The 20,428-nt window shown below is 42.9% G+C and carries 23 protein-coding genes and 1 other RNA gene; 8 read left to right on the top strand and 16 right to left on the bottom strand.

Annotated features, from left to right (window positions below; all coding sequences use genetic code 11):
• Positions 1-245: 245 nt before the first annotated feature.
• Both AEQ18_RS08895 and AEQ18_RS08890 read right to left on the bottom strand, forming a co-directional pair.
• The gene (locus AEQ18_RS08895) at positions 246-608 is read right to left on the bottom strand and encodes a hypothetical protein (protein WP_054115970.1); all 363 of its coding nucleotides are present in this window, start codon (positions 606-608) and stop codon (positions 246-248) included.
• 67 nt (positions 609-675) lie between these two features.
• On the bottom strand, positions 676-1,056 hold the full coding sequence (locus tag AEQ18_RS08890) for a CvfD/Ygs/GSP13 family RNA-binding post-transcriptional regulator (RefSeq protein ID WP_054115989.1): 381 nt from the start codon (positions 1,054-1,056) through the stop codon (positions 676-678).
• 93 nt (positions 1,057-1,149) lie between these two features.
• Between AEQ18_RS08890 and AEQ18_RS08885 the strand changes: the two genes are divergently transcribed.
• Positions 1,150-2,334, top strand: a complete 1,185-nt coding sequence (locus tag AEQ18_RS08885) for a MalY/PatB family protein (protein WP_054115969.1) — start codon at positions 1,150-1,152, stop codon at positions 2,332-2,334.
• 53 nt (positions 2,335-2,387) lie between these two features.
• On the opposite strand, the gene AEQ18_RS08880 is transcribed toward AEQ18_RS08885, so the two are convergent.
• Positions 2,388-2,975, bottom strand: coding sequence for a peptidylprolyl isomerase (locus AEQ18_RS08880; RefSeq protein ID WP_054115968.1), 588 nt, complete (start codon positions 2,973-2,975; stop codon positions 2,388-2,390).
• Positions 2,976-3,115: 140 nt separating this feature from the next.
• Here AEQ18_RS08880 and AEQ18_RS08875 point away from each other — a divergent pair, with 140 nt between their 5' ends.
• The 3 genes from AEQ18_RS08875 to AEQ18_RS08865 are packed head-to-tail and all read left to right on the top strand — an operon-like array spanning position 3,116 to position 5,260.
• Complete coding sequence (locus AEQ18_RS08875; RefSeq protein WP_054115967.1) at positions 3,116-4,093, top strand: NAD(P)/FAD-dependent oxidoreductase; 978 nt, start codon at positions 3,116-3,118, stop codon at positions 4,091-4,093.
• A gap of 6 nt (positions 4,094-4,099) precedes the next feature.
• On the top strand, positions 4,100-4,705 hold the full coding sequence (gene yqeK / locus AEQ18_RS08870; protein ID WP_054115966.1) for a bis(5'-nucleosyl)-tetraphosphatase (symmetrical) YqeK: 606 nt from the start codon (positions 4,100-4,102) through the stop codon (positions 4,703-4,705).
• Between the two features lie 45 nt (positions 4,706-4,750).
• Positions 4,751-5,260: a phosphatidylglycerophosphatase A family protein gene (locus AEQ18_RS08865; RefSeq protein ID WP_054115965.1), complete on the top strand. Its 510-nt coding sequence runs from the start codon at positions 4,751-4,753 to the stop codon at positions 5,258-5,260.
• Between the two features lie 60 nt (positions 5,261-5,320).
• On the opposite strand, the gene AEQ18_RS08860 is transcribed toward AEQ18_RS08865, so the two are convergent.
• From AEQ18_RS08860 to AEQ18_RS08845, 4 genes are all read right to left on the bottom strand, one after another.
• Entirely contained in the window at positions 5,321-5,962 is a 642-nt protein-coding gene (locus AEQ18_RS08860) for a TIGR01906 family membrane protein (RefSeq protein WP_054115964.1), read from the bottom strand.
• Positions 5,959-6,729 (bottom strand): TIGR01457 family HAD-type hydrolase, encoded by a 771-nt coding sequence (locus tag AEQ18_RS08855; RefSeq protein ID WP_054115963.1) that lies wholly within the window; start codon positions 6,727-6,729, stop codon positions 5,959-5,961. Before AEQ18_RS08855 ends, AEQ18_RS08860 begins: the two co-directional genes overlap by 4 nt.
• Position 6,730: 1 nt before the next feature.
• Positions 6,731-7,345: a YutD family protein gene (locus AEQ18_RS08850; protein WP_054115962.1), complete on the bottom strand. Its 615-nt coding sequence runs from the start codon at positions 7,343-7,345 to the stop codon at positions 6,731-6,733.
• Positions 7,346-7,433: 88 nt separating this feature from the next.
• Complete coding sequence (locus tag AEQ18_RS08845) at positions 7,434-8,813, bottom strand: bifunctional metallophosphatase/5'-nucleotidase (protein WP_054115961.1); 1,380 nt, start codon at positions 8,811-8,813, stop codon at positions 7,434-7,436.
• Between the two features lie 224 nt (positions 8,814-9,037).
• Here AEQ18_RS08845 and AEQ18_RS08840 point away from each other — a divergent pair, with 224 nt between their 5' ends.
• The gene (locus AEQ18_RS08840) at positions 9,038-9,526 is read left to right on the top strand and encodes an FUSC family protein (protein WP_082348634.1); all 489 of its coding nucleotides are present in this window, start codon (positions 9,038-9,040) and stop codon (positions 9,524-9,526) included.
• Between the two features lie 308 nt (positions 9,527-9,834).
• Here AEQ18_RS08840 and ffs read toward each other — a convergent pair.
• The 7 genes from ffs to AEQ18_RS08810 all read right to left on the bottom strand — a co-directional run bounded on the left by ffs (position 9,835) and on the right by AEQ18_RS08810 (position 14,572).
• An RNA gene (gene ffs, locus AEQ18_RS15445) (signal recognition particle sRNA small type) lies at positions 9,835-9,933 on the bottom strand.
• A gap of 23 nt (positions 9,934-9,956) precedes the next feature.
• Positions 9,957-10,466 (bottom strand): tRNA adenosine(34) deaminase TadA, encoded by a 510-nt coding sequence (gene tadA, locus AEQ18_RS08835; protein WP_054115959.1) that lies wholly within the window; start codon positions 10,464-10,466, stop codon positions 9,957-9,959.
• Positions 10,467-10,580: 114 nt separating this feature from the next.
• Positions 10,581-10,916 carry a hypothetical protein gene (locus AEQ18_RS08830; RefSeq protein ID WP_054115958.1) on the bottom strand — a complete coding sequence of 112 codons (336 nt, stop codon included), beginning with the start codon at positions 10,914-10,916 and terminating at the stop codon, positions 10,581-10,583.
• A gap of 68 nt (positions 10,917-10,984) precedes the next feature.
• Complete coding sequence (locus AEQ18_RS08825) at positions 10,985-12,349, bottom strand: RsmF rRNA methyltransferase first C-terminal domain-containing protein (RefSeq protein ID WP_054115957.1); 1,365 nt, start codon at positions 12,347-12,349, stop codon at positions 10,985-10,987.
• Positions 12,350-12,550: 201 nt separating this feature from the next.
• Positions 12,551-13,186 (bottom strand): YczE/YyaS/YitT family protein, encoded by a 636-nt coding sequence (locus AEQ18_RS08820; RefSeq protein ID WP_054115956.1) that lies wholly within the window; start codon positions 13,184-13,186, stop codon positions 12,551-12,553.
• A gap of 178 nt (positions 13,187-13,364) precedes the next feature.
• The gene (locus tag AEQ18_RS08815; protein ID WP_054115955.1) at positions 13,365-13,850 is read right to left on the bottom strand and encodes a hypothetical protein; all 486 of its coding nucleotides are present in this window, start codon (positions 13,848-13,850) and stop codon (positions 13,365-13,367) included.
• A gap of 74 nt (positions 13,851-13,924) precedes the next feature.
• Positions 13,925-14,572: a cell surface protein gene (locus AEQ18_RS08810; RefSeq protein WP_200908906.1), complete on the bottom strand. Its 648-nt coding sequence runs from the start codon at positions 14,570-14,572 to the stop codon at positions 13,925-13,927.
• A 303-nt stretch (positions 14,573-14,875) separates the two neighbouring features.
• Between AEQ18_RS08810 and AEQ18_RS08805 the strand changes: the two genes are divergently transcribed.
• The 3 genes from AEQ18_RS08805 (at position 14,876) to AEQ18_RS08795 (ending at position 17,818) form a co-directional block, all read left to right on the top strand.
• On the top strand, positions 14,876-15,475 hold the full coding sequence (locus AEQ18_RS08805) for a recombinase family protein (protein WP_054115954.1): 600 nt from the start codon (positions 14,876-14,878) through the stop codon (positions 15,473-15,475).
• Between the two features lie 166 nt (positions 15,476-15,641).
• Positions 15,642-16,667 carry a tetratricopeptide repeat protein gene (locus AEQ18_RS15440; protein ID WP_082348633.1) on the top strand — a complete coding sequence of 342 codons (1,026 nt, stop codon included), beginning with the start codon at positions 15,642-15,644 and terminating at the stop codon, positions 16,665-16,667.
• Between the two features lie 356 nt (positions 16,668-17,023).
• The gene (locus tag AEQ18_RS08795) at positions 17,024-17,818 is read left to right on the top strand and encodes an AAA family ATPase (protein WP_054115953.1); all 795 of its coding nucleotides are present in this window, start codon (positions 17,024-17,026) and stop codon (positions 17,816-17,818) included.
• Between the two features lie 89 nt (positions 17,819-17,907).
• Here AEQ18_RS08795 and AEQ18_RS08790 read toward each other — a convergent pair whose 3' ends face one another.
• On the bottom strand, positions 17,908-19,290 hold the full coding sequence (locus tag AEQ18_RS08790; protein WP_054115952.1) for an MmgE/PrpD family protein: 1,383 nt from the start codon (positions 19,288-19,290) through the stop codon (positions 17,908-17,910).
• Between the two features lie 48 nt (positions 19,291-19,338).
• On the bottom strand, positions 19,339-20,175 hold the full coding sequence (locus AEQ18_RS08785; RefSeq protein ID WP_054115951.1) for a phosphosulfolactate synthase: 837 nt from the start codon (positions 20,173-20,175) through the stop codon (positions 19,339-19,341).
• Positions 20,176-20,428 lie beyond the last annotated feature (253 nt).

The following is a 20,428-nucleotide window of genomic DNA, read 5'->3' as shown; positions in this document are numbered from 1 at the left end:
AACAACGATCAATCAATTTATTTTTGCGACTCAGTTATAATATCATCTGTTTCAGATTTGGTCAAGCACTTTTTCAATGTTTTTTGAAAAGTATATTTTGACCTGCTGGCGTTTTGCCAACGTTGATAAATTTACCATGCTTCATCGCTTCGGTCAAGGAAATATTTCATCTTTTTTACAAAAATCGTTTCCATAAAAAAAAGACCGCTGCTGCGGTCATATGATTGATCATTTGTCGATTCATTTTAGAAAAAAGGAACACCTTCAATATCGTAGTCTTCAATGATTTTACGGAAGATGTTTGGTTCTTCCCAGGCATAGCCTGTTGGCAATTGTTGGGTTTGTGCTGCTTCTTTTGTTTCAAAAACAAATAAGGGAATATTTTGCATACCAATATTTCCATTTGTTAATTCAACCAGTTCAATCGCTGTCACATCTAAGTGAATCTGCTCTTTGAACAATTGTAGGATCGTAGCCAAGCCGGTTTTATCCTCTGAAAAATCTGTTGACGCTAGTTCTGCATTGCCTTCATTCATTTGCATCAAAAATCGTTTCGAACCATTTGCTAAGTGCATCATAACTGTACCTGCTACTTTTTTGGACCCCAAAATACCCACCTCAGTTATTCATTTGTTTGCAAAGTAATTTTAGCACATTTTCAGAAAATATGCACGATTATCTGCGGTTGCTTTCTTTTTCTAGCATTTGTTTGGCTTCACTTGTCCAGACTGGGAGAATCTCTTCGATTGTGCGAAATCCGATGCGTTTATTTTTGTTGGTAAAGTATCTTTTTCGTTTAAAGGGCGGTTGCACAAATGTGGATTCCAGTGTCCTTCTAGACAGGCTGATTTTCTGGCTGTATTCATCGATATCAATGATTTGCACACGAATCTTCTGACCAACCTGTAATACTTCATGGATATTCTTGGTAAATCCCGACTGGATCTCTGATACATGGATCAAACCTTGCGTTTCTTTATCTAAAGAAACAAATGCACCATAAGGTTGGATACCAGTGACTGTTCCTTCTATAATGTTGCCAATTTGATAGCTCATATTCATTCCTCGCTTTTCCTCTTTTATTATACTTGAACAAGTGGTAGATTTGAAGTATCAGAACCAATCTTGCACTATATAGGAGGGAATTAGATGATCGATTTTGATAAAGTACAACCTCGAACAGGTACCAACAGTGTGAAATGGGATGCCATCCAAGAGATGTATCATCGGGAGGGGTTGTTGCCATTATGGGTAGCAGATATGGATTTTTTGGCACCAGAAGCTGTCACCAACGCCTTACAAGATGCCGTAGCGAAAGGGATTTACGGCTATAGTATTTTTCCAGATTCCCTTTATAGCGCTATCATCGACTGGCAACAAACACGCCATGGTTTTTCGTTAGAAAAAGAAGCGATTTTATTCAATAGTGGCGTGGTCCCCAGTTTAGCCTTGGCCTTGCAAAGTTATACCGCAGAAAATGATGCTATCTTGATCCACGATCCTGTCTACCATCCTTTCGCTGACGTGATCAAGCGTAATAATAGACGATTGGTCCGCGCCCCATTGCTTGAAAAAGCCGGACATTTTGAAATGGATTTTGCAGCTATGGAACAGGCGATCGTTGAAAACAATATCAAACTCTTCATTCTATGCAATCCGCATAATCCTGGCGGACGGGTTTGGACCAAAGAAGAATTGACTACCATCGGTCTATTGTGTCAAAAGCACCACGTCTTCGTTGTCAGTGATGAGATCCATCAAGATATCGTCTTTGCGCCACACAGATTTACTTCTTTCCAAACTGTTGATCCAAGTTTCACCGCATTTTCTATCGTGTTGACTTCAGCAACCAAAACATTCAACTTGGCAGGAATCAAAAACTCAATGGTCTTCATCAAAGACCCTGCCTTACGTAAACGATTTGTTGCTGCGCAAGAACGAAATGTACAAGGTGAAATCAATACTTTTGGTACGGTGGCTACAGAAGCCGCTTATCGAGAAGGCGCGCCATGGCTAGAAGCTTTACTGCCGTATCTTTCCGATAATGCTGCTTTCATTCAATCTTTCTTACAGACACACATGCCAAACGTGCGTGTTCAAATGCCTGAAGGGACGTACTTGATGTGGCTTGATTTCTCCGCCTACGGATTGTCAGACCAGCAATTGCAGCGCATTTTGATCAACGAGGCCCACGTCGTCTTGAATCAGGGAACGATTTTCGGTCCCCATGGCAGTCAGCACATGCGTTTGAATTTCGCTTGTTCTCGCAGCATTTTGGAAAAAGTATTACACCAGATTGCTGAAGCTTTTGAAACGATTGACAGAAAAAAATAAAAGAAGAACCCACTTGCCCGGACACACCATGTCTGACAAGTGGGTTTTGTTTGTTATTCAGTGATATCGATTGTTTCGATCACAACATCATGCACTGGACGGTCTTGTGGGCCGCGTTGGACGCCAGCGATTTCATCTACAACAGATAAGCCTTCAACGACATGACCAAATACAGTATGACGGAAGTCTAACCAAGGTGTGCCGCCTGCTTTATACGCTTCGACTACTTCTGCTGGATAGCCAGCACCTTCTAATTGACCCAACATATTGCTTGGTACATTCTGATTATTCACGATGAAAAATTGGCTGCCATTTGTATTTGGACCAGCATTCGCCATTGACAATGCACCACGAAGATTGAACAATTCTTTTGAAAATTCGTCTTCGAAGCTGCCGCCATAAATACTTTCGCCACCCATACCAGTTCCGGTTGGATCGCCGCCTTGGATCATGAAATCTGGAATCACTCGGTGGAAAATAATCCCATCGTAGTACCCTTTTTTCGCCAATTCGACAAAGTTTTTGACTGTCTTAGGGGCTAATTCAGGGAACAATTGAACAGTGATATCCCCGCGATTTGTTTTGATGACTGCTTGATGACCAGTTTGATTTTCTAATGCTAACTGTGGAAATTCAGACACAACTAACTCCTCCTTCTCTATACTAAATCCATGATAGCAGAAAATTGAAAAAATGCTAGTTTCAATAATCTTTGCTATAATGAGTTTGTCCGATGAATGGAGCAAACAATAGCAATACAAGCGTAGAAAAGAGGAATGACATGGACATTTTTGATATTACGATCATTGGTGCCGGTCCCGCCGGCATGTTCGCAGCCTTCTATGCCGGTATGCGCAACGCCAAAACCAAATTGATCGACAGTTTACCGCAACTAGGCGGACAACTCGCCACTTTGTACCCCGAGAAATATATTTATGATATCCCTGGGTTCCCAAAAATCAAAGCTGGTGATTTGGTACAAAATTTAGAAAAACAGTTAACGACCTTTAATCACCAATATTGTTTGGAAGAAACTGTTTTACATATAGAAGAGCAAGAAGATTATCTTGAGATCACTACCGATAAGACGACCCATTATTCGAAAGCTGTCATCCTTGCATTGGGAAATGGCTCTTTTCAACCCAGAAAACTGACCTTGCCAGATGCAGAACGCTTTGAAGGATATGGACTGGATTACTTTGTCACAGATTTGATGAAGTATGCTGGCCGCAAAGTGGCGATTGCCGGCGGCGGCGACTCGGCAATCGATTGGGCATTGATGTTAGAGCCAATAGCAAGTGAAGTGTACTTGATCCATCGCCGTCCCGAGTTTCGCGCACATGAACATAGTGTCAGCAAATTAAAGGACTCCTCGGTCAATGTCTTGACGCCTTATGTGATCGAAGCCATCGAAGGAGAGCACAAAGTCACCGGTCTTTCCTTGCAACAAGTCAAAGGCGAAGACACCGTTTCCTTGAATGTAGATGCTTTGATCGTCAACTATGGGTTTTCTTCCACACTGAATATCAAAGATTGGGGCTTAAAAAGTACGCGTCAAGGCGTATTTGTCGGTTCTGATATGCGGACATCGATCCCTGGTGTCTATGGTTGCGGTGACATCGTATTATATGATGGAAAAGTGGATCTGATTGCCACTGGTTTTGGGGAAGCTCCTACCGCTGTCAACAATGCCTTGCATTTTATTGACCCTAAAACACGCACGCAACCTGCCCATAGCACAAGTCTATTTAAGGAGTGAGGCCTCATGGGATCGGCAGATTTTGGTCTTTATTTGTCCCCTGTCCAAGGAAACGATCTAACCTTGCAAATGATCCATTATTTACAACAATTTGGCGCAGACGATACCGCACAACACAATCTAGATGTAGCCGAAGCCGCACAGGAGCTGGCACTTCGATACCACATTGATGCCCATAAAGCATATGCAGCTGGTCTACTGCATGATATTAGTGTGGTGATTCCAAATGCTGATCGACTGGCCTTTCAGCATCATATGCTGGCGCCTGTTTTGCCTGCTGAAGAAGCGGCCCCTTTTTTGCTGCACCAACAACAATCTGCTCTGTTGGCTGAGTCAGTCTTTTTCGTGACTGACCCCGAGATTTTATCGGCCATTGCCTGTCATACGACATTACGGGAAAATTTTAGTTCACTGGATTTGGTTGTTTTTTTGGCGGACAAAATCAAATGGGACCGCAAAGACCAAGCACCCTTTTTGACAGATATCCAAGCAGCCCTAACAGACTCCCTTGAACAAGCCGCGAAGGTTTATCTGGACTGGCTTTTCGCAGGAGATATGGTTGTCCCCCATCCATGGGCGGTCGCCGCGCTAGCGCAGTTGAATCATGAATGATTGTGAAAAAAACGTCTGACAAAAAAAGATATTGGAGGGAAAGAGATGGTATTAGAGAACAAAACGTTAGAAGATAAAGCTCGGGAATTATTGGCTGACCGCGGTGTATCCATGCAGGACATCGGTGAACTCGTCATGTTTTTACAAAAAGACTACATTGCAGATATTACACTAGACATGTGCATCGACAGTGTCAATGCAGTCTTAAGTAAGCGGGAAGTCCATAATACGATATTGACGGGTATCCAATTGGATATTCTGGCAGAGGAAAACCAGCTACTGCATCCGCTGCAAGAAATCGTTAAGGATGATGAAGGACTGTATGGTATCGATGAGATTTTGGCATTGTCGATCGTCAATGTCTATGGCTCAATTGGCTTTACCAATTATGGCTATATCGATAAGGTAAAACCGGGGATCCTGAAAGAACTGAACCGTCATGACGGTCCAAGAGTACACACTTTCTTGGATGATATCGTAGGCGCGATCGCCGCATCGGCTGCTAGTCGTTTGGCCCATCAACATCCTAGCAAATCTCACTATATTACCCAATAAACAAAAACACTTCAGTTGCGACCGCAACTGAAGTGTTTTTTTACGATAACGTCTACTGTATTAGCGAACAGATTGCTTCAAACTTCTCTTGCCCCAGAAATAAAAAGCAAAGAAAAAGAGTTCGATCAATACAAAGAACAAAATAAAACAGTGCATAAAGAAGCTTTCCGGCAAAACATTGATGATTGGATCAGTTCTAGGATCAAACAACCAGTCATCATTGCTGAAAAAAATCTCATGAAATGTCACAAAGAAACGATCAAATCCAATGGCCATCAAAAAGCCGAAAAAGACCGGGATCAGCATGCCCCATTGAAACGGACGGATCAAACGCCATTGTTGCTGTTGCTTCCTCAAGCGTCGTTTGAGCCAAAAGCTCGGGATCACCGTCAGAAACATGACTGCATAGTTCAGCATAAACAGCTTTTTGACATCATAGAAATGACCGGCCCCAGCTGCCGACATTGGAAAATCCGGTAATGAGAGGGTCTGATTAAAAGGATTGTTCAAAAAATCTAACAACAAGCCATAATTCTTGTGCAACACTTCTTGGGAGACCGTTGTCTGCTCTAAAATATTCAAGTAATGGACATCAAACCAATATAATGGACGGAAATTGATCGTGATCGTAATCGCAAAACTGATCAAGAACAAGAACAAACAAACAAATGCAATGCGTTCAAGCCACAGCTGCTGCTTCATTTGTCAAAATCCCATTCATCTAATGAATCCAACACATACGTAGGTGCGACTGGCAGCAACGGGACGGCTGCTTTCGGCGTAAAACCTGAAAGCACCAGCAATGAATCAATGCCATTGCGGATACCAGAGCAGATATCGGTATCATAATTGTCTCCAACCATGATCACATCTTCTTTTTGTAAGCCAATATGATCGACTGCTTTGTCCATGATGATGGCTTCTGGCTTGCCAATAAAGATCGGCGGCGTCTGCGTAGCTGTCTCTACCATCGCAATCAATGAGCCAGCGCCTGGCAATAAGCCACGTTCTGTCGGAATATTTTTGTCCGGATTGGTGCCGATAAACGTAGCGCCTTTTTGGATCGCCAATGTGGCCAAAACAAACTTTTCATAGGTCACATCATTATCTAAACCAACAACAACGTAATCAGGGTTGGTTTCATCCCACTCAAAACCAGCTTCTAGAATCAAATCAATCAAGCCAGCTTCGCCGATCACAAAGACTTTCTTGCCTTTGGCATCATCTTTCATAAAATCGATCGTAGCTAAACTAGCTGTATAGATTGTTTCAGGTCCCACATGAATATCGAATTCTTGTGCCAAACGATCTGCAACGACTTGGGGGGATCTAGTCGTATTGTTGGTCACAAATAAAAAGGGCAAGCCTTTGGTCTGCAATGCTTCCACAAAACGTTTGCCTGCAGGTATGGGTTCTTTGCCTAAATAAATCGTCCCATCTAAATCAATCAAATATCCTTTATAACTCATGCTATTCTTCCCTTTGTCGAATCGTAAACTCTTTTTTGCTGCTTTTCACAACGGTTGCAGTTTCTGCCGTTTTTGGTTTATTTTCTTTTGGCTTACGATTTTTGATTGTCGGTTTTGTTTTTTTGTTGACCACTGGTTCTCGTTTTTCTTCAGTATGCGCTGTTTGCGGCTGCGTTTTTTGGCTGGCAGGTTTTTTCTTGCGGCGACGTGTGGTACTTTTTTCTTTCTTGCCGCCGATTCGTTGAATCACAAAATAGGCACAGCCAAAATTGCAATACTCATACAAATAATCTTCTAACATATCGATTCTCTGGTCTGGCAACGATTTGCGGTTGTCCGTTTCAAAGAAACCTTTAAGACGCAATTGTTCATAGCCCCAATCTCCTACGATATAATCGTAACGCGCCAGTACTTCACTATACCGTTCCCCTAGTTTTTCAGGATCAAAGCCATCGCGATAATTGACCACGATTTTGTACTGACGGGAACCAATCATGATTTCTTCTTCATTTAGCAAAGTGACCAGTTCGCCTTTTTTAGGCTGCTTTTCTGGTTCTTCTATAATTTCTTCAAGTACAGATGTGATTTCATCTGTGATCGTTTGTTTTTCGGTCATCTTTTCACCACCTGTTGCTTATTATACCTTGTTTTATGCGCCAATGATAGTCGGGGATTTGCGAGAAATTTGCCAAAGGTACTCGCTTTCACAGTAATGGATAACGCGCGCTTAAATAATTCCCTACCACAGTGCGGATAAAGTCTGGAAATAAGAAGGTCACGCGCCCTGCAATCTCAATCGTCGGGAAAAACGGAATAAAGAGATAGTGATCCACTAGTGTGATGGTATAGCTTTGTTTGGGGTCGACTGGATGCTGCTGCCATAGCACTTGATGGTTGGTTTCATCATATTGAATCCCCTCATAAACCAGTTCGCCGAAAATCTGTCCGCGAAAGCCCATCCCAACAATGGGGAAACGACGTAGAAATGCGCGGTTTTTTTCCATCTCTAACACCATGCGGACAAGGTCGTTGCCAGCCAAGGTTACTTTGATCAAATGCATCGGATGGGGCAAAATCGTATGCAGCTGATCCTGATCAACGATACCGGCAGGTAAGTCGCCAAGAAATAAGCCAGTATTCAAGACCGCAGCTTCCGTGTCTCCCGCTTTGCACAATGCCAATAATGCGGCTTTGATCAATGAATGATCCGTTTGCTGCTCCGTCAAAGCATGGGGCAGCAGCGCCACTTGATTTGCCCGCAACAGACGGTGGCCAATCGATAAGTAGCTGTCGATTTCTTCTTCATCTTGGGGAAAGGCCATCAAGCCGAGCGTCGGTATGACTCTGGCTGATTTTTCCATGATTGTGTGGTCATCTGTCAATTGGAGTTCGACTTCACCAATATACATCCCAAATTTCCCTGCTGCAGCGATCTGGACGCCATTCACAGTTTCCCCATGTTCAAATAAGTGGTGGGTGTGGGAACCCAAAACAACATCTAGTTGCGGAAAGTTCAGGGCGATCTCTCGATCTGCGTTGATTCCTAAATGGCTCATCAAAACCAGCACGTCCACTTTTGGACGTAGATGCGCAACCAAAGAAGGCAAGATTTCCATCGGCTCACGTATATCCCAACCGTTGGGTGCATACGTCAATGGAAACGGCGCGGTAAAGGCGATCAAGCCAATTTTTGTCCCCGTCTTTGTTTCGATGATCTGATACTCTTTGGCCCAAGTCGGCGGTTGCAGGTCTTTTTTATCAAACAAATTCCCTAAAATCACTGGGAATTCAGCCAAATCGTACAAATGCTGCAAATCTTCTTTCGGGTTGCCGACGCCTTCATTGTTGCCGATCGTCACTGCATCATAATGTCCTTGATTCATCAAATCCACGTTGGCCTGTCCATTCGTTGCCTCAGTCAGCGGATGCCAACGATCCACAAAATCTCCCAAATCTACCGTCACCACTGATTCATCAATGGCGATGGCTTCTCGTTGTCGCTGGTCCAGATAACGGCGAATCTTCGGCCAATTTTCTAAGTGTGAGTGAATGTCATTCGTGTGGATGATCGTGATTTTTTCCATCCTCTGCCTCTTTCCTATCGTCCTTTGTTGATTCGGTTCAACGATGCTTGTTTTGTTGCCTCTGCCTATGGGGCATATTTCTTCCAATTTTACTACAAAACCCAGATAAATTCTTTACTGGTAGACTCCCTATGCCACAAAACTATTTCTGACGATGCCGATGCACTATGCTATAATATTTTTTTGACTGAAACGAACCATAAGAATAAGAGAGGATGAACTGCTTGAAAATATGCGGCTTAACATTCGGCTTACGCAATGTAAAGACAGGCATCAGTGTCTTTATTTGTATTTTGCTTAGTTTTCTCTTGCAACGAGAAACATATGTGGTCTCAACGATCACAGCTGTCTTTACTTTACGAGAAGACCACCAAAACACCCTTAAATACGGCAAACATCGGATCGCCGGCAATACCTTCGGCGCCATGGCATCTGTGCTGTGCATCGCGATTTTTAAATACTTTGGCTTCACGCCCCTTGTCCAAATCATCGCCATTCCATTGGTGATCATGTGCATGATTGCACTATTGGTTCGATTTGATTATAACGAAGGCACTGTTGGTGCGTGCGCAACCTTGCTGACGATATTGTTTATGGTGCCGCATACTGAATCTTATGTTTATGCCTTCAATCGGGTGATTGATAGTTTTATTGGGATGGGAGTAGCAATCTTGGTGAATCGGTATTTGCCGATGCGAAGTAGAGAAAAATGAGTTCCTCATGATCAACAAAAAAAATTTCTTAGAGATACCTCTTCATCTATAATAAAACAGAACAAACCTGAAAATGAGAGTAAGTCGGTTCAACTTTCTCTTTTTTTTTACAAAAAGTGGTTACCCCTGAAAATACCACTCTGAAGATATACACTCATGTAATTGAGAAGTAAAAAAAATATTTGAGAGAAATTAAATAACCTAGGGTTATAAACCCTAGGTTTGAACAATCATCATTAAATTGTAAACGAATACCTCTTTTGCCCCATTTCTTGTTATGGACCATCATCAGAGTTGATAAAAAGCTATTCTATAGGCATTCAATCAGACACATGAAGGACCCTGCTTAGTGCTGCTTCCTTCCGGATCTGACACGCTTCACAAGACCTTCATTGTCCTAGCCTTACGGCAGTAATTAGTATAACGTACTTTACTCAGGATTACTAGTCTTTTTTTGTTTTTTCTTTTCTCTTAGCATGTGGAAGAAATCTGTCAGCATCTGGCCGCAAATATCTGCCAAAATCCCACCCTCAACATGTGCCCAATGGTTGAAGCGTTCATCCGTTAATAGGTTCATCAATGTGCCTGCGGTACCGCCTTTGGGGTCATGAGCACCGAAGTAGACTTCTTCTACTCGTGATAGAAGCATTGCGCCGCTGCACATCGGGCAAGGTTCCAATGTCACAAACAATTGTGCGCCTTCTAGACGCCAACTGCCGACTTTTTGACAGGCTTCTTGGATCGCAAACATCTCTGCGTGGGCCGCAGCTTGTTGCTGATGCTCTCTTAAATTGTGCCCACGGCCGATGATCTCACCATTGAGAACCACTACCGCTCCAATGGGGACTTCAGCGATGGCAGCAGCTTTTTCTGCTTCTTTGATGGCTTCTTGCATGAAACATTCTTTTTGTTCGGTAGTCATTGTACTTTCTTTTTCCACGTGGGGCTTCACTCCTGCTTGTTTACTCATGCTCTCATTATACCGAAGGCAATGAACAAAGACGAGAAAAAAACCGCAACGCGTTGATCGTTGCGGTTTTGGTCGATTATTGGATCAAAAGACAGAGTCAATCAAACTAGTTAATTTATCTTTGACATGTTCCGTAGAGTCTTTGATATTGTCGCCATAGACCGAGATTTTATCGCGGCCATCTTTTACTTTTCTCATGACGCCTAATAATGAATCTAGTTCATTGTCCGACAATCCATCTACAACATCCAATAGCTTCTCATTGCCATTGAATTTGTCATCGACAAACTTCTTCACTTTATGGCGGTTGCAAGCGAAGCGTACTTTATTGAATACTTTGTCTGAAACAACGACTGCAGTGGTGATGCCAGCAATCGCTGCAATACTTAATCCAACCGTTACTTTTGATGATGTTTTCATATCGATCAGCTCCTTTGATTTGCTACTTACATGATAGCACGGCGCTCCAGATATGAATACTATTTCGATCAATCTGCTTGAAATCTTAACCCTTTAGGAAAGAAGTTCTTTACGATGCCTTGGACTTGTTTGCCAATGCCTACTGGCACCTCATCGACCTGTAAAATCACCCAGCCGGCATTTCCCGGTACAGAGATGGTTTCCCCTGCAACATATTGCTTCCACTGCTGGATCGTGATCGGCAGCGTCGGTCCTTGACTACCGGCAAGAAATGCCAGCGCCACAGCATAACTTGGTTCGATCCGATGCTTTTTCATCGTTCCAAGATGCAATCCGGGGCGCATTACTTTGAGCCCTTGCAATGAGGGGAGCGCTTTTGGCACAAGCCATAGCTGATCACCCAGCATGTGCAATTTACCATCATCAAAAGGCAAATAAGGAAATTTTGCTTGAAAGGTCTGCCATAATTTGCTGGCTTCTTGCTCTAATTTAGGCTGTGCCTCTTTATGTTTGCCTTTCTTTTGCTTGATCGACTTAGCTTCACCTTGATAGTGCAACTTTGCTGCAAAATGGCCTTCGCCTTGATTCAAATGCGGCCATAGACGAACCGTTTTGTCGATATCGGCTGCATATCCCCACTCAGCGCGTCCATGCGCCACATTGGGCATGTCGATAGCTTGGATCACGAATGGATAGTTCTCTACAAGCCAGCTAATGATCGCTTCGTTTTCTTCTGGAGCAAAGGTACACGTGGAATAAATCAATTGCCCGCCTGGCTTTAACATTTTCACAGCCTCTATCAAAATAGCTTGTTGCCGGTTGGCGCATTGCTCCGGCGCACCACTGTGCCATTCAGCGACCGCTACTGGATCTTTACGAAACATTCCTTCTCCTGAACAAGGTGCATCAACGATGATTTTGTCAAAAAATTGCGGAAAATGACGACTCAGCTCATTCGGCGCATGATTGGTCACGACGACGTTCGCAAATCCCCAACGTTCGATATTTTCAGACAGAATCTTCGCTCGCTTAGGAAAAATCTCATTGCTGACTAACAAACCAGCACCTTGCAATTGACTCGCCAATTGCGTTGATTTGCCTCCCGGTGCTGCACAAAGATCCAACACGCGTTCCCCTGGTTGGACATCTGCGATTGCCGCAACGATCATGGCACTTGGCTCTTGACTATACACATAGCCAGCCTGATGCAGCAGCGACTTGCCTTTGACTTCTCCAATATAGGCATTCGGTGCATAAGGTGCTTTCTCGTGCGCCGGTCCATACTTTACCAACATAGCTTCAGCTTGCGGCTTCACAATATTCAAGCGAAATCCCTTCACAGGATGGCCAGACGTCAACGCAGCAAAAAATGCCGCTGCTTCTTCCCCCAATAAATGTTGGTATTTTTCAATAAAAGAAATTGGTAAGTCCATACGTGTTCCCCCTCGGTTTTTTTATTTTAGCGATTGAAGGGGCAATATGCAAGCAGAAATTATCGAATGAATGGCGCAAAAATGTTTGTGTTAGTCACGGGAAACCTGTGGCTATTTCCTGTATCATAGCTCCTCGCTGCCAGAACGCAAAAAAAAACGTGAGACAGATGACGACCTGTCTCACGCAGCAGCCATGTTTGCTTATTTGAATACAGCTTTTTTTACGCTTTTTTCAATAAAGGGCACTGAGATGAAATCATCCCAGAATTTGATGAGCGGGCCAACCAAGAAGGCACAGATAAATGTCCCAATTCCGATCGGTCCACCTGTAAATAAACCAATCAAAGCAAACGAGACATCTTGGATCACCCGAACCACCCGATATTTTGCTTTTGTTCTATCAACGATCGTCGGTGCCAATGCATCGTAGGGTGCACTGCCAAGGTGCGCCGACATATAAAAGGAGGCCCCAAAAGTAAAGAACAATACGCCTAGCAACAAAAACAAGCCTTGCTGCAGCCAACCATCAGGGGCAACTGACAATCGATCAAAAATCATCGTATAGAAATCAATAAAAAAGCCTGTCAAAACCATATTGATAATAGTTCCAATGCCAATATGACGTCGGCCAAAGATAAAAATCAACACAAGTATCACCGCATTGATCATTAGTTGATAGGTGCCTAAAGACAAGCCCAAGACAGCACCTACACCAATATTGGCTGCTGTATATGGATCAAGACCCACACCGCCTACCCGTAACAATGCTGCACCAAAACCTAGAATGGCTACGCCAATCAATGCATAAAGAGAACGCAAACCCGTTTCTTTGTTCATTTTATCCCACCTTCTTTTCCTTCAGTATAACGAGAAACACAAGAAATGGGAATTGCGATGCTTAGGGCGTACTTGCCGTTTTTTTTGCTGAAACGACTTTTGTAGGCAAAAAAGTATTCAAAAGATAGACAACAATAAGAAATACAACCTGTACATCGGATAGAATACTTTGGTTTGCTTATTCGTCCCAATGAATAGTCTCCAATTTTGAAATATTTGTAAGTTCGTTGATATTGTAGTTCCTATATGTGATTAAATATTTTTTATTATCCACAGACAATTTCTCGTAATCATGCTTGCTAACTTCTAAGCTAATCGGCTCATTGGATAAATCTCCAAAATTTTCTATTTTAATCATATATTTCTGATTATTCATTTCAACTTTTGAAATGATACTCGCATAAACATCTATATGTTCAATATTGTTGTTATTTTTTTCCGTCAAAAATAGTGCGCATGCTATCAACAATAAAGAAGTTACAATAAACTTTTTACTCAAAATGATCTTAATCATTAAGAAACCCAGAACGATGTTTATGCCAATATTTAGTATAAATATTGATATGTATTCCTTGTTAAAGTAAAGAAAAGAAATAGCATAAAAGAGTAATAACGCAATATTGATTATCGCTAAAGCAAAAAATATCTTATTCGTTTTTAACATGAATATCCCCCTTTCAGTTGAACAAATCCTTTTGGTCTAAGTGGTTTAGATATTGTGTAATCATATAGATTTGATTATTGATTTGATAAATCATATTCAGACTTTACGTCATCTATATAAGAATCATCTATTTGATGATCCACTGCATCTGAATATTTTTGATATTCTTCTGTTGATTCCAGATTTTCCTTGTTAGTTAAATTTTCAGCTGATTCATCAAAAAGAATATTCGAATTTGCTCCGGAAACAAGCAGAGATCCATCTTCTTGAGTATATGCTATAAATACATAGACTTTACCAACTTCGGGTAATTGATCATTTTCAAATATATCATAAGCGGATCCATCTTCTCGGATACCACCGTGTTTTGCAATAGGTATCTCCTTATTTAGTACCAGCTCGTTTTTAATGTTAGATAGAACGCTTACCTTATACTGTGTATATGCGTCTCCAACATATTCAGTTGTGCCATCTCCTCTTTCAACAGGAACATCATCTTCATATGTTGTACCAGTTAATTCAGTTACTTCACCTACAAACACATAATTTCCTGATCCAACTACCGCTTCTGGATTTTCAACATCAATATTATAGTCAGCATGAATAGCATAAATCGGTATTTCTTTTCCAATAGCTTCTTCATAGGTCTGTTTGTTTTGATGCATTAATGCTGCAGCTCCGATCAAAATACCAATTCCTAAAATGCCGCCAAAATCATGCAAAGTTCTCTTGATTTATGACACGAGTTTAGGAAACACTCATAAGCCTATCATACCGCGAATTATCCCGTGTATCAAAAAATATTAAGTTTTTGATTTCTTAAAATGAATTGCTGCAGTTACCAGTTTTACAGCAACGACTTTAAACGCGTTATCAAATGAACGTCTTGTCATAATCTAGATCCCCGCTTTCCCTTAATTTTTAGTCTCGTTTATTATGCCAAGTTCTGTTTACGCCCTATTCTTCTGATAACCATTCCAAAATCCTCTATACTAAACATAGCCTATCGAATTGGAGGAACAATCATGACAGAAAAAATTTATGGGTATGCCCGTGTGTCTACGCGGCAACAAGATTTAGCACGTCAATTAGACCTGCTGGATGGCTACGGCTGCCACAAAATATATACCGAAAAAATCAGCGGTGCCCATACAAATCGAGCAGAATTAAACAAATTAAAAAAGCGGGTCAAAGCGTCAGATCAGGTCTTGATTGAAAGCTTTTCTCGACTTGGTCGTAGTACGAAGGACTTGATCGACTTGGTTTCCTTCTTTGAAGAAAAAGGCGTTAAGGTTATCAGCATCAAAGAAAACTTCGATACCCAAACGCCGCAAGGAAAATTAATGATGACTGTTTTCCAAGCTTTTAGCCAATTTGAACGAGATATTATTGTGGAACGAACAAGAGAAGGACTGGATTCGGCTCGCGCAAGAGGGAAAATCGGTGGACGGCCGCGCGTCGATCAGCAACTGGTCCAACAAGCGGTGACGATGTATTATGAACAAGCGTATCCCGTTGATGTGATTTGCGAAAGAACCGGCTTAAAGAAAGCAACAGTCTACCGCTATTTACAAGAAGTGAAAAAGCAAGAAGCCTTCACAACAATCGAACACGCGCTTCCTTAGCCTTATTCCCTTCCACTAGACATATCTCGCATCAAGGGAATCGTTGGAATATTTTCAACAATGCGCATAAAAGCATCCGCACGCCCCCTGTATCGTGTATAATTGTGCCATCACCTCAAGCATACATCACTAGAAAAAAGGGTTTGACTTGGAAAGGACGTACCACATGTATCTATCTAAAATGTCTATAACTGACTATCAAGACTACTTGACATATGCTACTCACGAATATGCCCAAGATAAAATCCAAGCTGGTACTTGGTCACCAGCAGAAGCCCAGACGCTTGCTGCAGAAAGTTTCCAACGACTTTTACCAGATGGACCAAACACCCCAGATCATTACGTCTTCTCACTCATGCAAGAAGGCATCGATCAGCCGGTCGGTATACTCTGGATCCATGCGCAAGATCAAAAAGCGTTTATCTATGATTTTGAGATCAATTCCGCTTACCGTGGCCAAGGGTATGGCAAAGCTGCCCTGAAAGTTGCTGAACAATGGGCCCATACCCAAGGGATTCGGGAAATTGGTTTACATGTCTTCGCCCACAACCAATCGGCCTATCATTTATACAAAAAAATGGGCTATCTCGAAACAGACATTTCGATGGTACGACAGATAGATGCCGAGCCCCAACCAACGCAGGACATACCCGCAACAACATTTTCGGAAAAACTTGACTCCCTGATTGCCTTAAGAGAGTCCGGACGTGCATCCCAAGACACCACAGTACTGAAAGAAGCGTTGACGGGCTTTCAAGATTTGATACACGCACACCCTCAAGAGCCAGTCCTTCACTATCAAATTGGCATTTGCTTTGACAATCTTGGGTTCACCAATGATGCGATTCCGCATTATGAACGAGCCATCTCTCTAGGTCTGGGTGAGGATGATTTGCGTCGTTGTTATTTGGGATTGGGCAGTTCCTATCGCGTGACTGGTCAATATACACGTTCGCTCGCGATTCTAGAAAAAGCGGTCGAACAATTCCCCGACTACAAGCCATTGCATCTATTTTATGCACTGACATTATTCAATACCCAGCATTATGAACAAGCCGTAGAGAAAGCGTTCCTTACTTTGTTGCCTGACAATCAAGATCCTGATATCCGCTATTTCGCGAAGGGGCTGCATTTTTATGCCACTCATTTAGATGACACTTGGTCACCTGCTTTTTACCAAGAGCAAGACTGACCGATCCCCAAAAAAGAGATTGACGAAAAACGATCGATTTCATCCGAATCGGTCGTTGTGTGTCAGATGGTATCCAACTTTTTTTCTAACTGCTCACGCTTGCCCTCCATAAATTGACACAGCAATCAAATCTCCCTTGCTTATTGCCTCGTCTGCGCAGTCTTGAAAATCAGCTTCCCTTTTGTCGAATCATTTTTTCCATACGCTGTGGCGGGGCCCTATCTATCTTAAAATCGACTTGAACAAAAGCCAGTCAAACCAAGTGAAAACACTTGATTTGACTGGCTTTTCAAGTAGAATTACATACATATCCACGGTTTTTCGAAGGACAAAAAACAACGATGAGGAGTTTATCTATGTTAAAAAAAGTACGGTACACAGCAGCAGGTCTATCGCAAGAATATCCATTTCATTTGCCTTGGCTATCTGCGATTGAGGACTTGGATTTTCATCAGCCTTTGACTTTTTTGGTTGGCAATAACGGTGTTGGCAAATCAACTTTGATCCAAGCATTGGCCATTCAAACGCAGATTCCGCAACTCACCAATGCACCCTATGAAGATGACCCGAGTTACACTGCACTGCTGGCCTTTGCCAATCGCTTAAAAACGGAATGGGATGTGAAATCCAAAAGCGGCTTTTTCTTTCGTGCGGATGATTTTATCAGCTTTGTTCGCGAAAATGAGCGTTTGCGCCATGAGTTGCAAGCGGAGCTTGCGTCGTTGGATCAGCAAGGGGTACCCAAATTATCTTTCCAGCGCCAACCGTATGAGAACTCTTTGGCTGCATTAAAACGCACATACCCCAAAGCGCTGCATACCTTGTCACACGGACAATCCTTTCTGGCACTCTTCAAAAGTCGGTTAGCCCCAAACAGTTTGTACTTATTGGACGAGCCCGAGACACCATTAAGTCCCCAAAATCAATTGGCTTTGCTGCAAATGATCGATGATCAAATCAAACAAGGGGCACAGTTTATCATCGCTTCTCATTCTCCGATCCTGACTGCCCATCCAGAGGCGGTCATTTACGAAATCAGCGATACACACATCGCCCCAATCGACTACGATGAGATTGAAAATGTCTCTTTTATGAAGCATTTCATGTCAGATCCACAACGATTCATGTATTACATGTTGGAGAATCAGTGACGCGGTCCATGCAAAAAAAGAGCGGAAACATTCGTTTCCCGCTCTTCTCACCAACAATTTCTTTAAATGAATGAAAGATGCTTTTTGGCTTAATGGTGTACGTTGATCTGTGCCAACAAATCTGTCAGATCTGTTATCTTTTTTTGATCGATCTGCTGGATGGTCTCCGCGATTTGTGCCGCTAACGTGCCATCGATGTGTTTGGTCAGATTTTGATACTTTTGCAACAACTGATCCCAGCTGGCAGGACTAGTCGTGAACCCTGGATAGTCGTGTTTTTCTACTGAAAAGATTTGGCCATCGTTGGTTTCGATGGTGACTTTGCACACCATTTCTTGAGGAAAACGTGCGCTGTAGTCTTCTGAGCAGTTGACGTCTACTTTTTGCAGCAACGATTGTATATCTTGATGATTGATCCTTTGTGGTTGATATTGCTCTGGCATCACTTGTCCATCCAGAAAAGCTGCCGCCAGCATATAAGGCAGCGAATGATCGGCTTCTTCTTTGGTCTTGATGGTTTTCTTTTCTCCTTCTTCGCCACCGCCGATAATGTTATACGCCACATCGAAGGTATCTAAGCGAATCTGCTTGATTGCTGATGGCGCAATGTTTGCTTGTTTTTTTAGTGCTAAAATCCCTTCAATTGCTGATTGAGAATGGATTTCTGCATTATATTTTTTGATGATCGTCCGGGTGACGCCTTCATAGTTTTCTTGTGCCCAATCAATCGCAAAGGTGCCTGCGATACTCTCCATGAAGCCTTTATTCCCTTCGAAGACTTCGCGAGGACCAGTAATACCATATTTTGCGAGTATCGCTGCATGCATCGCCCCCATCGCCGTGTTGGGATAGGACAACCCTTTCCAATTCGACAATTGGCCCGTTCTGGTTACCCGCAAGGCATTCTGCGTGGTACCCGCAATAGCGATTGCCTGTGCAATGCCCTGCCCATCTAAGCCTAACGCACGCGCTGTACCTGCTGCGGCGCCATACGCCCCTTGGACTGTATGATCAAATCCATGCTTTCTAACAGGTGCCGCTTCAGATAACCTGGTCTGCACTTGATAGGCAATGGCCAGTGCCACCAAAAATTGTTTGCCGCTGATTTGATTGTATTCCGCAGCAGCCAATACCGGTGCGATGTTGTCCGAGGGGTGACACGTTTCTTCTTTGGCTAAAAATGAATCATTAAAATCAAGATAACGAATGGCTGCACCATTGAAGAATGTGGCATTGACTGGTGAAGTCTTCCCGCCGCCAATCAGAGTCACTACTGGCTGACCACCTAGGTCTTCTGTCATTTGACGAATCGCTTGGATAGGTTGCCCCTCTATTGCCCCAATCGCCACCCCGATACTATCTAATAAGCGCCCTTTCAATGCAGTGATCGCTTCTTGTGATAGATCTGACCACGCCGCTTTTTCTACCCAATGGGCAAGTGCTTCAACCATTGTTTGTTGTGTTTCTGTCATTGTATCTGCCTCCAGTCTGCAACGATTTTGGTTATCCTCAGGCGCCCATTAGTCATTCTTGCCATCATCAAGGGTCAGCACGCGGCCAAATAATTCATTGTTCCCCCAAATCCCTCTGCGCAATCCTTCAAGTTGGACGATTTGACTGTGGTCAACGAAGAGATTGATTTCAGGCCCGTAGTTTTTGATGTACCAAGCAAATACATTCGGATCTGCTGCTTCAAACATCACTTTGTCTGTCCCTAACTCCTTGGCAAATTTAGAAACCACATCTGTTCGCCAGTTCGTCACACTTTCTGTGATGCCTTCTGATTCGATCATCAGCATATAAGCGCCTGCTGCCAAACATTTCTTCCCGGTCTCGATTGCTTTGTCAATATCGGTCAATCCCGCTGCTTCATTTTGAGCTGCTGTGTTGGTGCCGCCAGAGCCAAATTGAATCCCAATCTCAGGTTTAGCAAGCAAACCGGCTTTTTGAACACGTTGAGTCAAGCGGACAATGTCATCGCTCGGCATCGTCAGAAAACCGGTAGAGATCTCAATGATGTCAAACCCCACGCGCTTACACTCATCAATGTAATGATCCACTGCATCGATTCCTTGGGTCAATACATATTCCATCCAGCCGCCGGTATCGACTTTCACGCCATATTCGTGACAGATATTGATAAATTGTATCAATTGGTCTTCTGGCATCAATGAAAAAGAGCCGCCAGCAAACTTGATGATATCTACATGTTCGCCCATTGTCTCCATAATATCTCTCAAGTAACGCTCCCCCATGACGTTGTAATAAGGACCGCGTATTTCGGTCACACCATATTGTCTGGGCTTTTGCGGCCTGCTGTTGTGTCTGATCTTCGAAAATGCTTGTTTATTGGTCATAGTCTTTCATTCCCCTTCTCTTCGCTTTTCAAACCGCTGCTGCGTCCTATCGGTTGCGTCAGCATCGATTTGTTCCTATTTTTATTTAAACCGTCTTTTCCGTTTTTTCTATACAACGCCTATTCCGGAGTATCCATCTCTTTACAGCGCAGCAAAATCGTCATACTATAGGTAATAGTTGCGTGTATGTTTTTTACAAAACATAGATGACCGTTTCGTTGGATTCATACTAGCATGGTTGCATACGGAGATA

This window comes from Enterococcus sp. RIT-PI-f (assembly GCF_001297065.1).
Classification (GTDB): domain Bacteria; phylum Bacillota; class Bacilli; order Lactobacillales; family Enterococcaceae; genus Enterococcus_D.
The sequence above is the reverse complement of the archived record's forward strand: the minus strand, read 5'-3'. Positions and strand labels throughout refer to the sequence as shown.

What these genes read in the sequence shown, in the direction of transcription:
- AEQ18_RS08790 (WP_054115952.1), bottom strand. Translation starts at nt 19,290, where the DNA reads ATGACAGAAACACAACAAACAATGGTTGAAGCACTTGCCCATTGGGTA.
- yqeK (WP_054115966.1), top strand. Translation starts at nt 4,100, where the DNA reads ATGGGATCGGCAGATTTTGGTCTTTATTTGTCCCCTGTCCAAGGAAAC.
- AEQ18_RS08825 (WP_054115957.1), bottom strand. Translation starts at nt 12,349, where the DNA reads ATGGACTTACCAATTTCTTTTATTGAAAAATACCAACATTTATTGGGG.
- AEQ18_RS08855 (WP_054115963.1), bottom strand. Translation starts at nt 6,729, where the DNA reads ATGAGTTATAAAGGATATTTGATTGATTTAGATGGGACGATTTATTTA.
- AEQ18_RS08845 (WP_054115961.1), bottom strand. Translation starts at nt 8,813, where the DNA reads ATGGAAAAAATCACGATCATCCACACGAATGACATTCACTCACACTTA.
- AEQ18_RS08860 (WP_054115964.1), bottom strand. Translation starts at nt 5,962, where the DNA reads ATGAAGCAGCAGCTGTGGCTTGAACGCATTGCATTTGTTTGTTTGTTC.
- AEQ18_RS08815 (WP_054115955.1), bottom strand. Translation starts at nt 13,850, where the DNA reads ATGTTAAAAACGAATAAGATATTTTTTGCTTTAGCGATAATCAATATT.
- AEQ18_RS08850 (WP_054115962.1), bottom strand. Translation starts at nt 7,345, where the DNA reads ATGACCGAAAAACAAACGATCACAGATGAAATCACATCTGTACTTGAA.
- AEQ18_RS08865 (WP_054115965.1), top strand. Translation starts at nt 4,751, where the DNA reads ATGGTATTAGAGAACAAAACGTTAGAAGATAAAGCTCGGGAATTATTG.
- AEQ18_RS08890 (WP_054115989.1), bottom strand. Translation starts at nt 1,056, where the DNA reads ATGAGCTATCAAATTGGCAACATTATAGAAGGAACAGTCACTGGTATC.
- AEQ18_RS08795 (WP_054115953.1), top strand. Translation starts at nt 17,024, where the DNA reads ATGTTAAAAAAAGTACGGTACACAGCAGCAGGTCTATCGCAAGAATAT.
- AEQ18_RS08830 (WP_054115958.1), bottom strand. Translation starts at nt 10,916, where the DNA reads ATGAAAACATCATCAAAAGTAACGGTTGGATTAAGTATTGCAGCGATT.
- AEQ18_RS08805 (WP_054115954.1), top strand. Translation starts at nt 14,876, where the DNA reads ATGACAGAAAAAATTTATGGGTATGCCCGTGTGTCTACGCGGCAACAA.
- AEQ18_RS08785 (WP_054115951.1), bottom strand. Translation starts at nt 20,175, where the DNA reads ATGACCAATAAACAAGCATTTTCGAAGATCAGACACAACAGCAGGCCG.
- AEQ18_RS08875 (WP_054115967.1), top strand. Translation starts at nt 3,116, where the DNA reads ATGGACATTTTTGATATTACGATCATTGGTGCCGGTCCCGCCGGCATG.
- AEQ18_RS15440 (WP_082348633.1), top strand. Translation starts at nt 15,642, where the DNA reads ATGTATCTATCTAAAATGTCTATAACTGACTATCAAGACTACTTGACA.
- AEQ18_RS08885 (WP_054115969.1), top strand. Translation starts at nt 1,150, where the DNA reads ATGATCGATTTTGATAAAGTACAACCTCGAACAGGTACCAACAGTGTG.
- AEQ18_RS08820 (WP_054115956.1), bottom strand. Translation starts at nt 13,186, where the DNA reads ATGAACAAAGAAACGGGTTTGCGTTCTCTTTATGCATTGATTGGCGTA.